The 18,255-nt window shown below is 67.2% G+C and carries 15 protein-coding genes; 10 read left to right on the top strand and 5 right to left on the bottom strand.

What is annotated here, in order from left to right; translation table 11 throughout:
- Positions 1-8 precede the first annotated feature (8 nt).
- Genes BST42_RS24470 through BST42_RS24455 form a run of 4 tightly spaced genes read right to left on the bottom strand, consistent with a single transcriptional unit; the run spans position 9 to position 4,904 of the window.
- Positions 9-1,529, bottom strand: coding sequence for a CYTH and CHAD domain-containing protein (locus BST42_RS24470; protein WP_083121912.1), 1,521 nt, complete (start codon positions 1,527-1,529; stop codon positions 9-11).
- 35 nt (positions 1,530-1,564) lie between these two features.
- Entirely contained in the window at positions 1,565-3,565 is a 2,001-nt protein-coding gene (locus tag BST42_RS24465) for a 5-oxoprolinase/urea amidolyase family protein (RefSeq protein WP_083121911.1), read from the bottom strand.
- Entirely contained in the window at positions 3,562-4,173 is a 612-nt protein-coding gene (locus BST42_RS24460) for an urea amidolyase associated protein UAAP2 (protein WP_083121910.1), read from the bottom strand. The genes BST42_RS24465 and BST42_RS24460 overlap by 4 nt, the downstream gene beginning before the upstream one ends.
- On the bottom strand, positions 4,170-4,904 hold the full coding sequence (locus tag BST42_RS24455) for a DUF1989 domain-containing protein (RefSeq protein ID WP_083121909.1): 735 nt from the start codon (positions 4,902-4,904) through the stop codon (positions 4,170-4,172). Before BST42_RS24455 ends, BST42_RS24460 begins: the two co-directional genes overlap by 4 nt.
- A gap of 150 nt (positions 4,905-5,054) precedes the next feature.
- On the opposite strand from BST42_RS24455, the gene BST42_RS24450 reads away from it, so the two are divergent.
- The 6 genes from BST42_RS24450 to BST42_RS24425 all read left to right on the top strand — a co-directional run bounded on the left by BST42_RS24450 (position 5,055) and on the right by BST42_RS24425 (position 11,202).
- Positions 5,055-5,663, top strand: a complete 609-nt coding sequence (locus BST42_RS24450; RefSeq protein ID WP_083121908.1) for a TetR/AcrR family transcriptional regulator — start codon at positions 5,055-5,057, stop codon at positions 5,661-5,663.
- 10 nt (positions 5,664-5,673) lie between these two features.
- Positions 5,674-6,456, top strand: coding sequence for an enoyl-CoA hydratase/isomerase family protein (locus tag BST42_RS24445; RefSeq protein ID WP_083121907.1), 783 nt, complete (start codon positions 5,674-5,676; stop codon positions 6,454-6,456).
- A gap of 100 nt (positions 6,457-6,556) precedes the next feature.
- Complete coding sequence (locus BST42_RS24440) at positions 6,557-7,426, top strand: alpha/beta fold hydrolase (RefSeq protein WP_083121952.1); 870 nt, start codon at positions 6,557-6,559, stop codon at positions 7,424-7,426.
- 37 nt (positions 7,427-7,463) lie between these two features.
- Entirely contained in the window at positions 7,464-8,786 is a 1,323-nt protein-coding gene (locus tag BST42_RS24435; protein WP_083121906.1) for a TetR/AcrR family transcriptional regulator, read from the top strand.
- Positions 8,787-8,884: 98 nt separating this feature from the next.
- A complete protein-coding gene (locus tag BST42_RS24430) occupies positions 8,885-9,772 on the top strand; it encodes a DUF427 domain-containing protein (protein WP_083121905.1) in 888 nt (295 codons plus the stop codon).
- Positions 9,769-11,202: a dihydrolipoyl dehydrogenase family protein gene (locus tag BST42_RS24425; RefSeq protein ID WP_207569568.1), complete on the top strand. Its 1,434-nt coding sequence runs from the start codon at positions 9,769-9,771 to the stop codon at positions 11,200-11,202. Before BST42_RS24430 ends, BST42_RS24425 begins: the two co-directional genes overlap by 4 nt.
- Here the strand turns inward: BST42_RS24425 and panB are convergent.
- Positions 11,199-12,041, bottom strand: coding sequence for a 3-methyl-2-oxobutanoate hydroxymethyltransferase (gene panB, locus BST42_RS24420; RefSeq protein ID WP_083121904.1), 843 nt, complete (start codon positions 12,039-12,041; stop codon positions 11,199-11,201). The genes BST42_RS24425 and panB overlap by 4 nt on opposite strands.
- A 173-nt stretch (positions 12,042-12,214) precedes the next feature.
- On the opposite strand from panB, the gene BST42_RS24415 reads away from it, so the two are divergent.
- The 4 genes from BST42_RS24415 to glnA all read left to right on the top strand — a co-directional run bounded on the left by BST42_RS24415 (position 12,215) and on the right by glnA (position 18,234).
- Positions 12,215-13,609 (top strand): WS/DGAT/MGAT family O-acyltransferase, encoded by a 1,395-nt coding sequence (locus BST42_RS24415; RefSeq protein ID WP_083121950.1) that lies wholly within the window; start codon positions 12,215-12,217, stop codon positions 13,607-13,609.
- A 57-nt stretch (positions 13,610-13,666) separates the two neighbouring features.
- Positions 13,667-15,211: an alpha/beta hydrolase gene (locus tag BST42_RS24410; RefSeq protein WP_083121903.1), complete on the top strand. Its 1,545-nt coding sequence runs from the start codon at positions 13,667-13,669 to the stop codon at positions 15,209-15,211.
- Between the two features lie 82 nt (positions 15,212-15,293).
- The gene (locus tag BST42_RS24405; RefSeq protein WP_083121902.1) at positions 15,294-16,835 is read left to right on the top strand and encodes an alpha/beta hydrolase; all 1,542 of its coding nucleotides are present in this window, start codon (positions 15,294-15,296) and stop codon (positions 16,833-16,835) included.
- Between the two features lie 58 nt (positions 16,836-16,893).
- The gene (glnA, locus tag BST42_RS24400; protein WP_083121901.1) at positions 16,894-18,234 is read left to right on the top strand and encodes a type I glutamate--ammonia ligase; all 1,341 of its coding nucleotides are present in this window, start codon (positions 16,894-16,896) and stop codon (positions 18,232-18,234) included.
- The last annotated feature ends 21 nt before the right edge of the window (positions 18,235-18,255 follow it).

The following is an 18,255-nucleotide window of genomic DNA, read 5'->3' as shown; positions in this document are numbered from 1 at the left end:
CTATCGCGTCAGTGCGCCTTCTTGAACGTCTTGCGCAGTGCGCTCAGCGCGTCGTCGAGCTGTTCGCGGCAGCGGTTGGCCAGGTCGTCCTCCTGCTGATAGAGCAGGCCGTAGGTGAAGGTGTCCTCGCCCGCGGCGTGCGCCGCCAGCGACTGCTGGGCCAGATGCGTTCGGCTGACCACACTGTCCTGGTGATCGCCGAGCAGCGTCTGGATGACCTTGGCCCGGTCCGATACCTTGGGCTCGCCGGTCGCCGCCGCCACATACCGGAGTCGTTTGGCGCCCTTGCGAATTCGGTGCAACGCCTCGTCGCGGTCCTCGGTTGCCTGCGCGGCGTTCTTGGCCGCTTTGTTCACCCGCTTGTAGGCCGAGTCGATGCTGACCGGCTTGGGCTCTTCGCCCGGCGCCGCATGCGGCGGTTGCGCGGCCACCAGTGCCTCCAGCGCGTCGAGAAGCCGGAAGTACCGGGTCGAGCGCATCGCGGCCAGCGAGCGCCGCAGGCCGGCCTGATAGCTGCGCTGAGCCCCGGAGACCAGACGCTCGTAGACCGGGCCTCGGACCAAGTCGTCCGGCAGGGTCTTGAGTGCGGCCTCATACCGCTCGGCGAGCACCTCGGCGTCGCGGGCGACACCCAGCACACCGGCCAGCTGGCGCAACTCGTCGAGGATCCAGGCGTCATCGCTCAACCCGAAGGCGTCCTCGGAGGCCTGCAATAAGCTGCGGATCTTCCGGCTGGTCACCCGCATCTGGTGGACCGAGTCGTAGGTGTCGGCGCGCACCGCACGGTCCCACACCAGCAATTCGCCGACCTGCTCGGCGACCGCCTGGTGCACCGGATCTCGGGACGCGCCGTTCTCGTCGGGTACCACCGCTGCCGAACCCGCGGTCTCGAGTACCTTCGCCAGCTTCGATCCGTGGCCGGCCGGCACCGCACCGGCGTCGAGCAGCCGGTTGCCCAGCCGCTTCAGCAGATCACGCCCACCGGCGGCCTCACCATCGGCCAGTTCGAGCTCCCACTCGTGCCAGCGCTGTTCCTCCCCGGTCTCGCCGCCGCTCCCGAGCGCCCATGCGCTCACCTCGTCGTCGCAGAACTCGGCCAGCGCCGTGCCGTCCCCGTCGTAGAGCATCACCACGTTGCGGGTCGTCGAGATCCGGGCCACCGGGGCCAGCGGACGGTCCCGCACCACCGCGAGCACGATGTCCAGCAGATCGGTGGGCACCGAGTCGCCGCCTTCGGGGGAGCTGTCCAGCGGCGCGTGCACCTCGGTTCGCGCGTCGGGTCCGGCGGGCAGCTTCAGGTGCCAGCCCGCATCGGGGCCGCCGGTACGGCGGCGCAGCGTGATCCGATGGGCGTTGAGATCGCGATCCGGGGTGTCGAAATACACCGCGTCGAGCGATTGCGCGGGCTGCCGCTCCACGCGTGCCACCGCCGAGAGCCCGTCGAACGACGGCAGCGTCGCGCCTTCGGGAACGTCGAACTTGCGCTCCACCTCGACATGGCGATTTTTTCCCGCAGTACCCGAACCCATGCCGCTCAGGGTGTCATATCCAGGTGAACACGGCGTCAGCTGGCCAGTTGGCCGGCGAACTCGCCGGCCTGATCCCAGGCCCGGCGTTCGGCGGTGAACGCTTCTGCCTGCTGGGCCCGGAACTCGGCGATGCCGTCGGCGTTGAGGGTCAGGAAGCGCTGGTAGTCCGGCATCGAGAACGTGCCGTCGACGATGTCGACGCAACCGCGGCCCGCGGCCATGTCGGCGCGCAGCTCCAGCAGTTCCTCGGCGCTGACCGGATAGAAGCTGATCCGGTCGAAATACCGCAGCAGCCATGGGGTTCCGGGCTCGAACGAGCGTGAGTCCTGCGGATGACGGTGGTTCCACACCTGCGTGGTGCGGCCGACGAACTGGTAGCCGCCCGGACCTTCCATGCCGTAGATGCACAGGTAGGCCCCACCGATCCCGACGGCGTTCTCCGGTGTCCAGGTGCGTGCCGGGTTGTACTTGGTGGTCACCAGCCGATGGCGGGGATCCAGCGGGGTGGCCACCGGTGCGCCGAGGTAGACGTCGCCGAGGCCCAGCACCAGATACTGAGCGTCGTAGACCGTGTCGTGCACCTGCTGCACGTCGGCCAAGCCGTTGATGCGCCGGATGAATTCGATGTTCCACGGGCACCACGGGGCGTCGGCGCGCACACCGTGCATGTAGCGCGCAATGGCCTCGTGGGTGGCGGGATCGTCCCACGACAGCGGCAGACGTACGGTTCGGCTTGGCACCACCAGCTGGTCGGTGGCCGGCAGTGACTCCTCGGTGCGGGCCAGCAGGTCCACCAATTCCGGCGCGCTGAGCACGGCCGGATCAAACTGAACCTGCAGCGACCGTACGCCCGGGGTCAGCTCGGTGACGCCGGGAACCGCACTGGCCGACAGTGATTCGTACAGCACATGGACGCGGGCGCGCATGGCCAGGTCGAGAACCATCGGCCCGTATTCGACGAGCACACCGCCGTCGCCGTCACGGCGCACGGTCACGTCGGTGCCCTCGGCGCCGACGAATCGGGTCAGCACACCGTCGTCGGCGTCGCTCGAGGTCGAGATCACCAGCGGCAACGACGCCCGCCGGTCGGCGCCGATAGTGCCCAACGACGGGGCTCGGTCGGCGCGCACGGGGACGAACCGCACGGTGTCACCGGGTGCCATCTGTCCGAGCTTCCAGCGGTCGCCGCGCACGACGGTGACCGGGCAGACGAACCCGCCGAGGCTGGGGCCGTCAGGGCCGAGCAGGATCGGGGTGTCGCCGGTGAAGTCCAAAGTTCCGACGCAGTAGGCATTGTCGTGGATATTCGACGGGTGCAGACCCGCTTCGCCGCCGTCGGTGCGGGCCCACTGCGGCTTCGGGCCCACGAGGCGGACACCGGTGCGATCGGAATTGAAGTGCACTGTGTAATCCGTGCCGACGATCGTCGCCATGTCGGCGCGGGTGAAGAATTCCGGCGCACCGTGCGGGCCCTCGGTGACCGCGAGTTGCCAGCGGTGACCGATCGCGGGCTGTTCGTCGATGGCGGCACGGGCCGGCCGGGCCGTGGCCGGTCCGGGATCGTCACCAATGGTCAGGCTGTCGCCGGCACGCAGCGGGCGACCGTCGTGGCCGCCGAAGCATCCCATCGTGAATGTCGCTGTGCTGCCCAGGTATTCGGCTTCGCATACCCCACCGGCAATCAGCACGTAGCAACGCATGCCCGGGCCGTCGACCACCCCGATGTCCACCACCCCACCCGGCGGTACCGACACCGACTGCCACTGCGGCACCGGCTCGCCGTCGAGGGTGACCGGAGCAGCCGCCCCGGTAACACATACGCGCGCCCCATCGGGAAAACTCAGTGCGGGACCGGCTTTCGTGCATTCGAGGCCGGCGGCTCCTTCGGGATTGCCCAGCACCCGGTTGCCGATGCGAAAGGACAAGTCGTCCATCGGCCCCGACGGCGGTACGCCGACATGCCAATAGCCGACGCGGCCGGGCCAATCCTGGACGGTGGTCAGCAGACCCGGCCGCTGCACTTCGAGAGTGGTCATGAGTCGGTGATCACCATTCGCACCGGGGTGGGGTCGAATCCGTTGCAGGGGTTGTTGATCTGCGGGCAGTTCGACACCAGCACCAGTGTGTCGGTGTCGGCGCGCACGGTCAGCGACTTGCCCGGCGCCGAAAGCCCGTCGACGATGCCCAGGGTACCGTCGGCTTCGACGGGTACGTTCATGAAGAAGTTGACGTTGGAGACGATGTCGCGCTTGCCCATACCCCATTTGGCGGCCTCGGCGAGGAAGTTCTCGGCGCAGGCGTGCTGATGCACGGTGTGGTGGCCGTAGCGCAAGGTGTTGGACTCCTTGGAACAGGCGCCGGCGATGGTGTCGTGGTTGCCCACTTCGTCGGCGACGATCGTCACCAACGGTCTGCCGTCGGCGGCGCGCAGCACCGAGCCGGTGGTCAGGAAGATGTTGCCCTGAGCGGCGATCGTGGCCTGCGCGCTGTAGCGCCCGGCCGGGTCGACCCGGTCACCGGTGACGGCGTAGAAGAGGGTGTCCACCGCCTGGTTGCCGTGCAGATCGATGATCTGCAGGCACTGGCCGGCCCGCAGGATGGCCGACCACGGTGCCCGGGCCGCGACAATCTCGTCGAGAATCATTGTGCTGCCGCCCAAGTGGTTTCGGTGTTGAACAGAGCTCGAAGGTATTCCGGATCGGTGTTCACCGGGGTGGTCAGCTCCTCGTCGGCACGCCAGGCCACGATGTCGAGGGCGGTCACCTCGGGCCGCGGGTCCAGTGGGTGGCAGGTGTTGACCACGGCGACGATGACGGGCAGATGGATGAGCAACTCCACAGCCGCGCCGGGGCCTGCCGATCCGGTGAACGTCAGCGCCCCGGAGCTTTCGACTCGGACGCCCTTGAACAGCGTCGCCGACGGTGCGACGTCGCGAATGTCCATCCCGTGCTTGATCGCGGCCAGCAGCATCGTCGGTTGGCCTGCGGCAGGCAACCCGCACAGCAGGTCGTGGTGGCCGGAGCTGTCGGCCACCACAGTGGCCAACACACGACCCTGATCGGACAGCAGCGGATGGCCCACCCCGAGGTAGGCCTGCCACGGGACCTTCATGGTGTCGGCGACGTTGAGCCGCTCCCAGGAGGCGTCCGCCCGGAACAACAACAGGTGTGCACAGGCGCCGCCGTCGGGATCCGCCAGGCGCAGGCGGGTACCGCGGCCGAGCACCCGGGTGGCGTAGGACTCGGCGGGCACGGACTCGGCCCAGAGGAGCCGGGCGCCGTCCACACCGTCGGGCAGGACGGGGACCCGCATACTGGCGTCGCTCGCTTGGGAGCGTGCGTGTGAGCGGGCGCCGTGGGTCGACGCGGTTGTCATCGTGGCACTCCTGAATCGGCCGATTACCTGTCAAGTGAAAGTTTTCTCAAGTGCCGTTCCCGGGGAGTGTCGCCGGTGTAACGACTGGGTTGACCAGATTTCGATCAAGTGACAGGTATTCGTCGCCGACGCCGAGTGCCAGAATGTCGTATGCGCAGCCAGGGCCACGACGGGCGTGGCCGGCCCCGGCTCGAACAGTCCCGGCGGCCCGGTAACACCGCCCGCGAGGAGATCCTGGACGCCGCCGCCGAGCTGTTCACCACGATCGGTTACGCCGGGACGTCGACCCGGCGGATCGCCGACGCGGTCGGTATCCGCCAGGCGTCGCTGTACCACCACTTCGCCACCAAGGACGACATCCTCGATGCCCTGCTGGCCGGAACGGTCGACGAGGCGCTGCGGCTGGCCGGCGAGCTGCTGACCGGTCCCGGACCCGCCAGGTCCAGACTGCGCGGCCTGGTGATCGCGGACTGCTCGCAGCTATGCGCCAGCCGCTGGAATCTGGGGGCGCTCTACCTGCTGCCCGAACTGCGCATCGAGCGGTTCGCGCAGTTCCGTGCCAGTCGTGAGGAGTTGCGCCGCCGCTATCGCGCGCTCGCGGCGCAGGTGATCGCCGAGTGCGACGGGATCGCCGACGCCGACGACCTTCCGTTCCGCCTTGTCGAATCGGTCATCAACCGGCGCTCCGACAACGAGGAGTGCACGCCGGAGACGCCGTCCGTGATCGCCGATGCCGCCCTGCGAATCCTTGGTTGCTAACGTTCCGGCGGTGAGCGACTACCAGACGTTGTCCTTCGATCAGGCCGGCCCCATCGCGCGGATCGTGCTGAACCGGCCGGAGGCCGCCAACGGCATGAACGACGTGATGACCGCCGAACTCGCGCAGGTCGCCGCCCGCTGCGACGTGGCGGAGATCAAGGCCGTCGTCCTCACCGGAGCCGGCCGGTTCTTCTGCGCCGGGGGAGACCTCAAGGCGATGGCGGCATCCCCGTTGGGTCCGGGCCGATTCGTCAAGGGCATCGCCGACGATCTGCACCGCGCGATCTCGACACTGGCCCGGATGGAAGCCGTGGTGATCACGGCGGTCAACGGCGTGGCCGCGGGCGCAGGGTTCAGCCTCGCGGTGGCGGGGGATCTGGTGCTGGCTGCCGACACCGCGTCGTTCACCATGGCTTACACCAAAGCCGGGCTGAGCCCCGACGGCAGCTCCTCGTACTTCCTGCCGCGCATCATCGGTGTGCGCCGCACCCAGGAGCTCATGCTGACCAACCGGACGTTGACGGCGGCCGAAGCCGCCGACTGGGGTCTGGTCACCGAGGTGGTCCCGGCTGATGACCTGGAGGCTCGCGCTCAGGTGCTGGCCGAGCAGATCGCTTCTGCGGCAAAAGGTTCCGGAGCGGCGGTGAAGAAACTGATGCTCACCACGTTCGGCAGCGGGCTCGAGGAGCAGATGGAACTCGAAGGCCGGCTGATCGCGGCGTGCGCCGACAGCGCCGACGGCCGCGAAGGTATCGACGCGTTCCTCAACAAGCGCGCGCCGAAGTTCGGCTAGGCCGGGCGCTCGGCGCCTCTGGTGCCAGCAGACCCAGGCGTGCATACTGGGCCATGCAACCCATTTTATTGGGATATCCGGCCCAGGAAGAGGTGTGCTCGTGTCACCCACCCACCACCGCTATGCCACGATCGACGGCCGTCGCCTGTTCTATCGGGAGGCTGGACCGTCCGATGCGCCGACAATAGTTCTGCTGCACGGCTTTCCGACGAGCTCGTACATGTTCCGTCAACTGATTCCGGCTCTTTCTGATCGCTTTCACGTGATTGCACCGGACATGTTGGGGTTCGGACTGTCCGATGCGCCGACAGTCGATGAGTTCGATTACACCTTCGATGCGCTGGCATCGCTGACCGCCGGCCTGCTGCGCAGCATCGGTGTCGACCGGTACGCCATCTACGTCCAGGACTATGGTGCGCCGATCGGATGGCGCCTCGCTCTGGCAGACCCGTCGGCGATCACCGCTGTGATCAGCCAGAACGGCAACGCTTACGACGCCGGATTCGTCGACGATTTCTGGAAGGCGGTATGGGCCTACCGGGACCGGCCGTCGCCCGAGACCGAGGGGCCGTTGCGCGGATTCCTGAGCCTGGAGTCGACCCGCTGGCAGTACGTCACGGGCGTGGCCGACGAGACGCTCGTCGATCCCGAAAGCTGGCACCACGACTACGCGCTGCTGTCCCGGCCGGGAAACGACGAGATCCAGCTTGCGTTGTTCCGCGACTACGCGACGAACCCGCCGCTGTATCCGAAGGTGCACGCGTACTTCCGCGACAGCGCCGTGCCGCTACTCGCCGTCTGGGGCCGGGGCGACGAGATCTTCGGCCCCGCCGGCGCGACCGCGTTCGCCGATGATCTGCCCGACGCCGAGATCCACCTACTCGACGGCGGTCACTTTCTGCTGGAATCGGCCTTGGACGACGTCGCGAGGCTGCTCGTCGATTTCTTGGGGCGCCGGCTCGCGCGTTGAGCCCGTGAACAGGAAAAACTGCCGGTAATCTAGGCCGATGTCTCCGCCGGCGCGACCCGATGACCGGCGCCTCACGGCACGGGGGAGGGCGACCCGCGACCGGATCGTCTCGGCCGCCGCCGATGTCATCCTCGCCGGGGGCTTGTCGGCGCTGAACAACGAGACACTGCGCAGTGCCGCATCGGTCAGCGGCTCACAGCTCACCCATTACTTCGCCGACAAACGCGCGCTGATCGCGGCGGTGTTGGCCAAGCAGATCGAGGTGGTGCTGGACTTCCATCGTCAGCCCAAGCTCGGCGGCTTGGAATCACTCGACGATTTCGAGACCTGGATCGACCTCAATCTGCGCTACTTGCGCCGTATCGGTTATGCCGGCACGCCGACGTATCACGCGCTGGCGGCCCAGCTGGTGAAGTCCGACGCTGAGACGCGCGGTGCCTTGGCTGACGGCTATTGGTCGTGGATTTCCTTCTTCGAGAAGGTAATTCAGCAGATGAAGGACCGCCGGATCCTGACGGCGAAAGCGGACCCGCTTCAGCTGGCGATGGTCTTGGTGGCCACCCACCAGGGCAGCGGCGCGATGACGTTCACCTATCGCGAAGAATGGCCGCTGGCCGATGGGCTCCGTTTCGCGGTCAACCGCGTTCGCGCGTACGCCACCGATCCGGCACAGCGCACCCCGCGTCCTCCGCGCCGTGTCCGCCGGCCCGCGCACACCGACGATGCGCAGCCCGCCGACGTGCGGTTCACCCGTAAGGGATTGGAGACCCGGGCTCGCATCATCGGGACCACGGCCGAGTTGATGTTTCAGCGCGGTGCGACCGGGACCAGTGTCGAGGATGTCCGCGTCGCGGCCGGTGTCAGCGGATCGCAGATGTCGCACTATTTCCGGGACAAGCGTGAGCTCACCCGGGAGGTCATCGCCGCGCGTCGCGGTCACGTGCGCGGATATCACACCGACCCCAAGTTCGGTTCGTTCGAGCAGATTCGGGATCTCCAGGCGTGGGCCGACGCGTGCGTCGCGGACGTCGACACGGTGTATCGGGTAGGTGGCTGTGTGTATGGCTCACTGGCCGGTGAGTTGATCGACTCCGATGAGCAGATTCGTGCCGACCTCGCCGCCGGATACGACGAGTGGATCGGTCTCTTTGCCGCAGGTCTGACCGCGATGCGCGAACGCGGTGCCCTGACCGAAGACGCTTCCCCGCCTCATCTGGCGGCTTGCCTGGTGATAGCTCATCAAGGCGGTGCGATGTTGACTCATGTCACCGGTGACCCGGAGCCCTTGCGCGCGAACGTCAACGCAGCCGTCGACTACGTGCGTGGCTTCGCTGTGCGGGCGGCTGACCGTAAACGCTGACTGTTCGACGCAGAACGGTCTGGACATTTTTGGGTGGCGCGGCCCATAATAATGGGACAAACAGCCCAATTGATCATCGCCCCGGGAAGGTGCGCAGCATGGGTTTGGCTTGGCAGCAAGGTCCCTTGGCCACCGGAACCATCGGCCACTTTCTGACCCGGGATCCACTTCCGCAGCGACTGCTCTTTGCCGAACCGCTGCGGCGTCGCATGAGAGTGCGTTTCGGTGATCGCTGGATCGCAAGCAGCGAGGACGTCGTGCTGCTGCACGAGCCGGGCCGCTACCCGGTGGCGTACTTTCCGCGCGATGACATCGAGCCCGGTGTGCTTGCGGGGGAAGAACAACGGACCGAACACCGCGATCTCGGGGTGACGGCGTGGTTCACCGCGACCGCCCGGGACCGCAGTGTTCGGCGGGCGGCGTGGTGTCACATCGCGCTACCTGAACATGCCGCCGTGTTGAACGGGCGCATCGCGTTCGCGTGGCGGGCGATGGATGCGTTCTACGAGGAAGACGATCGCATCGTCGGACATGCGGCCGACCCCTATCACCGCATCGACATCAGATCCACATCCCGACACCTCGTGGTGCACGACGGGGAACGGGTTGTTGCAGAGAGTCGCCGCCCGCTGGTTCTCTACGAATCGGGCTTCGCACCCCGCTGGTACGTACCGCGCGAGGATGTCGACGAGGCGGCTCTCACGCCTGTCGAGGGCCAAACCTTCTGTCCTTACAAGGGTTTGGCCAGCTACTACAGCATCGGTGAGCGAGCTCGCTGCGCCTGGTCATACGTCGATGCGTGGCCCGAGGTCGCAGCCGTTCGCAACTTCGTCTCGTTCGAACCCGACAAGATCGATGTCGAACTCGACGGGCAACGGTTGCGGTTGGATCCGGGGCAGACAGTCATCCCGCACGGGATCGATCGGGGGCTCGATCCGGACGAATTGCTACCCCTCGCCGACCAGCGAAAGGTGCACACGCCGTGACCGAAGATACCTATGACGTGATCGTGATCGGCGCCGGACCGGTCGGCCAGACCATCGCAGATCGTTGCCGCGCAGCGGATTTGAGCGTGGCGGTCGTCGAACGCGAACTTGTCGGCGGCGAATGCTCGTACTGGGGATGTGTCCCGAGCAAAGCTCTGCTTCGCCCCGTGCTTGCGCTTGCCGACGCGCGGCGCGTCGACGGCGCACGCGAAGCCGTGACCGGTGTCCTCGACAGCGCAGGGGTCTTCACCCGTCGGGACCGCTACGTGAGCAACTGGGATGACAGTGGTCAGGCGGCCGGTGTGACAGCCACCGGAGCGGCCTTGATCCGGGGCCACGGACGTCTCGACGGGCGTCGCCGGGTGTCGGTGACCGGCCCGGAGGGACACGTCGTTTCGCTGGTCGCCCGGCACGCAGTGGTGGTCAGCAGCGGCAGCGGCGCCGCGATTCCCGACATACCGGGGCTCGATGAGGTTCGCCCGTGGACCAACCGGCAGGCAACGGATTCCAGCGAGGTGCCGCGTCGGTTGGCCATCGTCGGTGGGGGTGGGGTTGCTGTCGAGATGGCCACCGCGTGGCAGGGTCTCGGCTCTGCTGTCACTCTGCTCGTGCGCTCCCGAATTCTCGCCGGCATGGAGCCGTTCGTCGCCGATGAGGTCGAGCGCGGCCTCAACGAGGCCGGCGTCGACGTGCGCACCGGGGTGAACGTCCGCGGGCTCCGTCGGGGCGGCACGCACGGTATCGTCGCCGAGCTCGACGATGGCACCACGGTCGACGTCGACGAGGTGATGTTCGCGACCGGACGCACACCGTTGACCGGTGACATGGGCCTCGAGACGGTGGGCTTGACGCCGGGAACCTGGCTCGACACCGACGACACTCTGACGGTCACCGCCGTTACGGGTGACTGGCTCTACGCCGCCGGCGATGCGAACCACCGGGCACTGCTCACTCATCAGGGCAAGTACCAGGCCCGGATCGCGGCCGCGGTGATCGCGGCTCGCGCCCGCTCAGTTCCGATCGACGCCGGCGCGTGGAGCACGTTCAGTGCGACTGCCGACACGCTGGCGGTCCCGCAGGTGTTCTTCACCGATCCCGAGGCGGGTTCGGTCGGAATGACCGAGCGGGCCGCACGCGCTGCCGGACACCAGGTTTCGGTGGTCGACGTCGAGATAGGCGACGTGGTCATGGGGGCGAAGCTCTACGCGGACGGCTATCGAGGCCGGGCGCGAATGGTCGTCGACGACAGCCGCGGCACTCCGCTGGGTGTCACCATGGTCGGGCCAGGGGTCGGCGAGATGCTGCATGCGGCCACCGTCGCCGTCGTCGGCGAGGTTCCGATCGACCGTCTGTGGCACGCCGTACCGTGTTTTCCCACCGTCAGCGAGCTCTGGCTCCGCCTCCTCGAGGCGTACCGCGACCGCAGCTAGAAGCTGTGCTCCTCGGCCGGGAAGGCGCCGGTCGCCACCTCTTCGGCGTATTGCGTTGCCGCACGGCGTAATTCGCCGCCGACATCGCCGAATCGCTTGACGAACTTTGCGGTCTTGCCGCTGGTGAGTCCGGCCATGTCCTGCCAGACCAGCACCTGCGCATCGCAGTTCGGCCCGGCACCGATGCCGATGGTCGGGATCGTCAGCTTGCCGGTGATCTGGGTGGCCAGCTCGGCGGGCACCATCTCCATCACCACCGCGATGGCACCGGCCTCCTGGACCGCGATCGCGTCGTGGATGGTCTGCTCGGCAGCGTCGCCGCGGCCCTGGACCCGAAACCCGCCGAGGGAGTTGACGCTCTGCGGGGTGAACCCGATATGGGCCACCACCGGAATGCCCGCGGCGCTCAAGGTCGCGATCTGCTCGGCGACCCGCTCACCGCCCTCGAGCTTCACCGCGTGGGCACCCGTCTCTTTCATGAAGCGGGTCGCGGTGCGCAGGGCCTGGGTGGGCCCTTCCTCGTAGCTGCCGAACGGCAGATCGGCGACGACGAGCGCATGCTCCGCGCCGCGGACGACACCGCGAACCAGGGGGATCAACTCGTCGACCGAGACCTGCACGGTGGTGTCATAGCCGTAGACGACATTGGCCGCGGAGTCGCCGACCAGCAGCACGGGGATTCCGGCTTCGTCGAACGCGCGGGCGGTGGAGTAGTCGTACACCGTGAGCATCGCCCACTTGTGGCCTTCGGACTTCCACTTCAGCAGGTGGTGGGTGCGGACCTTGGTGCGCGAAACGGGCGACGAGGATGAGCCGCCATAGACAGTCTGTTCAGACATCTTTGTCCCTAGTGATCGTCTTTGCCGATCCTCGAGGCCCATTCCGGGTCCCCGGGTTCGCTTGACGCCATCAAGTGTGCCACCACGGCACACAAAGGTGAACGAACAGTGAAGTGGACTTTCTCACACCTGTTCTCGGTGGTCCGACATACGATCGCGGCATGGTGCAACACCTGCAGCGACTCAGCGGCCTCGATGCCAGCTTCCTCTATCTCGAAACGCCCTCACAGCCACTGCATGTGTGTTCGATCCTGGAGCTCGACGCGTCCACGATCCCCGGCGGTTACAGCTTCGAGCGGCTTCGCGACGAATTGGCCTTGCGAGTCAAGGCAATTCCGAGTTTCCGCGAGCGACTCGCCAACAGCTTCCTCAACCTCGACCATCCGGTATGGGTGGAAGACGAGCACTTCGAGATCGACCGCCATCTGCACCGCATCGGACTGCCCGCGCCGGGCGGCCGGGTCGAACTGGGGGAGATCTGCGGCCACCTGGCTTCGCTGCCCCTGGACCGCAGGCATCCGCTGTGGGAGACCTGGGTCATCGAGGGTGTCGGCGGTACCGACGCCCGCAACGGCGGACGGCTCGCCGTGCTGACGAAGGTCCACCATGCCGCGGTCGACGGGGTGACCGGTGCCAATCTCATGTCGCAGCTGTGCAGCACCGAGCCTGACGCTCCGCCGCCGGACCCGGTCGACGGACAGGGCGACACCAACCAGCTGCGGATCGCGCTCGGCGGGCTGGGCCGGTTCGCCACCCGGCCCCTGACGCTGGCCACCAAGGTGCTGCCCGGCACGATCACCACCGTCGTCGACACAGTGCAGCGCGCGGTCGGGGGCCGGGCGATGGCGGCCCCGTTCGCGGCGCCTCAGACCAAGTTCAACGCCAGCGTCACCGCGCATCGAAACGTCGCCTTCGCCGAACTCGACCTCGAGGACATCAAGACGGTCAAGAATCACTTCGGCGTCAAGGTCAATGATGTGGTGATGGCCCTGGTCGCGGGGGTTTTGCGGCAGTACCTGCTCGACCACGACGAGCTTCCCGAGTCCTCGCTGGTGGCCATGGTCCCGGTGTCGGTGCACGATCGTTCGGACCGGCCGGGCCGCAACCAGGTCTCCGGCATGTTCACCAAGCTGGAGACCCATATCGCCGATCCGGCCGAACGGCTCAAGGCCATCGCCGAAGCGAACACCACCGCGAAGGAACACAGCTCGGCGATCGGGGCCACGCTCCTGCAGGACTGGAGCCAATTCGCCGGCCCGGCCGTATTCGGCATCGCCATGCGGGTCTACGCCCGAAGCCGGCTGACCGAAGCGCGCCCCGTGCACAACCTCGTGGTGTCCAACGTGCCGGGCCCGCAGATTCCGCTGTACTTCCTCGGCGCCGAAGTGAGCGCGATGTATCCGCTGGGGCCGATCTTCCACGGCTCCGGACTGAACATCACGGTGATGTCACTCAACGGCAAACTCGACGTCGGATTGATCAGTTGCCCCGAGCTGCTGCCCGATCTCTGGGACCTGGCCGACGACTTCGCCGTCGGCATGAAGGAACTGCTCGACGCCACCAGATGAGCTGTTGGGCGGGTCGGTGTGCAAGGCACCCCCGCCGAGCATGGCAGCATGTTTGCCATGAGGCTTGACCGGAGATCACGCGCTGTCCGCACCACCCTGGTGCTCCCCGCCGTGGCCGCGCTCGTCGTGAGCGCCGGCTGCAGTTCCACGGTGTCGGGGATGGCCGTGCTCGCCGGACCGCAGGTAGGGCAACCCGTGCAGTGGGGCCCGTGCCGGGTGGCCGGTGGCGGCGGTGGCAACGCGCTGCCGATCCCGGCCGGAGCCGAGTGCGGCAAGATCGCCGTGCCCGTCGACTACGCCAAGCCGGACGGCCCGGCGGCGACGCTGGCCCTGATCCGCTTCCCGGCGACCGGCCAGAAGATCGGCTCCCTCATCATCAACCCGGGCGGCCCGGGCGAATCCGGCATCGAGGCCGCATCCAGCATCGTGGAGAACCTGCCCAGCACTGTGCGGCAGAGCTTCGACATGGTCGGCTTCGACCCGCGCGGTGTCGGCTCGTCGACCCCGGCGCTGTGGTGCAACTCCGATGCCGACAACGATCGCCTGCGGGCCGATCCGCAGGTCGACTACAGCCCCAAGGGCGTCGAGCACATCGAGAATGAGACCAAGGCCTTCGTCCAGCGCTGCGTCGACAAGATGGGCAAGGACTTCCTGGAGAACGTCGGCACCGCCAACGTCGCCAAGGATCTGGATGCGTTGCGCGCCGCCGTCGGCGACGACAAGCTCACCTACCTCGGCTACTCCTATGGCACCCGGATCGGCTCGGCGTACGCCGAGGAGTTCCCGGACAAGGTCCGGGCGATGATCCTCGACGGTGCCGTCGATCCCAATGCCGACCCGATCCAGGCCGACATCGATCAGGCCGCGGCATTCCAGCAGGCCTTCAACGACTATGCCGCCGACTGCGCCAAGGACCCGAGCTGCCCGCTGGGCAACGACCCCGCCAAGGCTGTGGACGTCTACCGCAGCCTGGTGGACCCGCTGGTCGACAAGCCGCTGCCGACCTCCGATCCGCGCGGCCTGGGTTACAGCGACGCGATCATCGGCACGATCATGGCGCTCTATTCGCCGAATCTGTGGCGGCACCTGACCCAGGGCCTCACCGAGATGACCAACGGCCGCGGCGACACCATGCTGGCGCTGGCCGACATGTACATGCGCCGGGATGCCAAGGGCCACTACACCAACGCCACCGACGCCCGGATCGCGGTCAACTGTGTGGATCAGCCGCCGATCACCGACCGTCAAAAGGTGATCGAGGAAGACAAGAAGATGCGCGAGGTCGCGCCGTTCATGAGCTACGGCGACTTCACCGGGCACGCTCCGCTGAGCACCTGTGCCTTCTGGCCGGTGCCGCCGACCAGCACGCCGCACGCGGTCAAGGCGCCAGGACTGCCGCCGGTTCTGGTGGTCTCGACGACCAACGATCCGGCGACGCCGTATCAGGCGGGCGTCGACTTGGCCAAGCAGCTCGGCGGAGCGCTGCTGACCTTCAACGGAACTCAGCACACGGTGGTCTTCCAGGGCAACACCTGCGTGGACCATTACGCCGCCGCATATCTCGTCGACCTGAAGCTGCCGCCGCCCGGTGCCACGTGCTGATACCAAATACCCGCTGTTTGATCGCATCTGAGATCGGAGTGTGACCCGCTCGCGGTCATACCGACCGCGCGGCCATGGGACGATGATCGCCATGCAACGCACGAGCCGGCTCGGCTCGGCTGCGTTCTTGGGTTCACTCTGTGTTTCGCTGGCGGCCGGTGTCATGGCCCCGCCGGCCGTTGCCGCCCCGAACCCCGGAGCCGGTCAGACGACAGCGCCACAAGTTACGTGGGGAAGCTGCCAGCGCTTCCTGGGCGACAACGCTCACGACCTCCCGAGCGCGCAGTGCACCGCCGTGCCCGTGCCGATCACCGCCGCCGATCCGACTGGGCCACAAGCACAGTTGGCGGTCATCAAGGTCCCGGCCAGTGGCCAGCGCATCGGTGCGCTGTTCGTCAACCCGGGTGGACCCGGCGCGTCTGCGGTCGACTCGGCCGCCGGAATGGCGTTCGCGTTGGCCGGCAGCCCGATCGCCGAGCACTTCGACATCGTGGGATTCGACCCGCGGGGAGTCGGCTACTCGACGCCGTCGGTGCGCTGCCGCACCGACGCCCAGTTCGACGCCTGGCGCAAGAATCCGATGGTCGACTACAGCCCCGCCGGGGTGGCCGCGATCGAACAGATCAACCGCGACTACGTCAAGGAATGCGCGGACAAGATGGGTACCGCGTTCCTTGCCGGCGTCGGAACCGATTCGGCCGCAAAGGATATGGACACCGTCCGCCAGGTCCTCGGCGACGACCAGATCAATTACCTCGGATTCAGCTACGGCACCGAGCTGGGCACCGCGTACCTGGAGAAGTTCCCTGACCGGGTTCGCACGATGGTTCTGGACGGGGCAATCGATCCCGCCCAGAACGCGGTCGACTCGATCATCGAGCAGATGACCGGCTTCCAGGTGGCATTCAACGACTACGCCGCCGACTGCGCGAAGTCGGCGGGCTGCCCGCTCGGCACCGATCCGGCGCACTGGGTGGACCGGTACCACCAACTGGTCGATCCGCTGGTGACCAAGCCGGGCAAGACATCCGACCCGCGCGGCTTGAGCTATCAGGACGCCATCACCGGCACGTTCAACGCGCTGTACACCCCGCAGTACTGGAAGTTCCTCACCAGCGGGCTGTTGGGGTTGCAGCGCAAGACCGACGCCGGTGACCTGCTGATGCTGGCCGACGAATACGAGGGTCGCGACCCCTACGGCCACTACAGCAACGGGCAGGACGCGTTCAACGCCGTCCGCTGCGTCGACGGCCCCACTCCGACCGACTCGGCGACGTGGGCCGACATCGACCGCCGCACGCGCGAGTTGGCGCCGTTCCAGTCCTACGGCCAGTTCACTGGTCTGGCGCCCCGCGACATCTGCGCGTTCTGGCCGGTGCCGCCGACCTCGGCGCCGCACCCCGCCACGCCCGCTCCGCCCGGGAGCGTCGTCGTCGTCTCCACGACTCACGATCCCGCCACGCCGTACGAGGCGGGGGTCAACCTGGCGCGGGAACTCAACGCACCGTTGATCACCTTCGACGGCACCCAGCACACCGCCGTGTTCAACGGGAACCGGTGCGTCGACTCGGCGATCGTGAACTACTTCGTCGACCAGACCGTGCCGGGCAATCTGCGCTGCTGATGACGACTGCAGCAGCGCCGTAACACGGAATTAACACCCGCTGCATACGCTCGCATTCATGGACCGCCAGAAGGAATTTGTGCTGCGCACGCTGGAGGAACGCGATATCCGGTTCGTCCGGCTGTGGTTCACCGACGTGCTCGGCTTCCTCAAGTCGGTCGCGATCGCGCCCGCCGAGCTGGAAGGCGCGTTCGAAGAGGGTATCGGCTTCGACGGATCGTCGATCGAGGGCTTCGCGCGGGTCTTCGAATCCGATACCGTCGCGCGCCCGGATCCGTCGACGTTCCAGGTGCTGCCGTGGACCACCAGTGCGGGCCAGCATCACTCGGCGCGGATGTTCTGCGACATCACAATGCCCGACGGCTCGCCGTCCTGGGCCGACAGCCGCCATGTGTTGCGGCGTCAGCTCGCCAAGGCGAGCGACCTCGGCTTCTCCTGCTATGTGCACCCCGAGATCGAGTTCTTCCTGCTCGAGCCCGGCCCCTACGACGGCTCGGCTCCGGTCCCCGCCGACAACGGCGGCTACTTCGATCAGGCCGTGCACGATTCGGCGCCGAACTTCCGCCGCCACGCCATCGACGCGCTGGAGCAGATGGGCATCTCGGTGGAATTCAGCCACCACGAGGGCGCGCCCGGCCAGCAGGAGATCGACCTGCGCTACGCCGATGCCCTGTCGATGGCCGACAACGTGATGACGTTCCGCTACCTCGTCAAGGAGGTCGCGCTCGGCGAGGGCGTGCGAGCGTCGTTCATGCCGAAGCCGTTCGCCGAGTATCCGGGCTCGGCGATGCACACCCACATGAGCCTGTTCGAGGGTGAGAACAACGCCTTCCACAGTCCCGACGATCCGCTGCAGCTGTCCGACGTCGCGAAGTCGTTCATCGCCGGGATCCTCGAGCACGCCAGCGAGATCAGCGCGATCACCAACCAATGGGTCAACTCCTACAAACGGCTGGTGCACGGTGGCGAGGCGCCGACCGCGGCGTCGTGGGGGGCGTCCAACCGCTCCGCGCTGGTGCGGGTGCCGATGTACACCCCGAGCAAGGCGTCCTCGCGTCGCATCGAGGTACGCAGCCCCGACTCCGCCTGCAACCCGTATCTGACGTTCGCGGTGCTGCTGGCGGCCGGGCTGCGCGGTATCGAGAAGAACTACGTGCTTGGCCCGCAGGCCGAGGACAACGTGTGGACGCTAACCCCTGAGGAGCGCCGCGCGATGGGTTATCGCGAGCTACCGTCCAGCCTGGGTATTGCCCTGCAGGAGATGGAGAGCTCCGAGCTGGTCGCCGAGGCGTTGGGCGAGCACGTCTTCGACTACTTCCTGCGCAACAAGCGCGCGGAGTGGGAGGAGTACCGCAGCAATGTCACGCCGTACGAACTGAAGGCTTATCTGTCTCTTTAGCCGGTCTATCCGTGCGCTAAC

The organism is Mycolicibacterium rhodesiae (assembly GCF_002086695.1).
Taxonomy (GTDB): domain Bacteria; phylum Actinomycetota; class Actinomycetes; order Mycobacteriales; family Mycobacteriaceae; genus Mycobacterium; species Mycobacterium rhodesiae.
The sequence above is the reverse complement of the archived record's forward strand: the minus strand, read 5'-3'. Positions and strand labels throughout refer to the sequence as shown.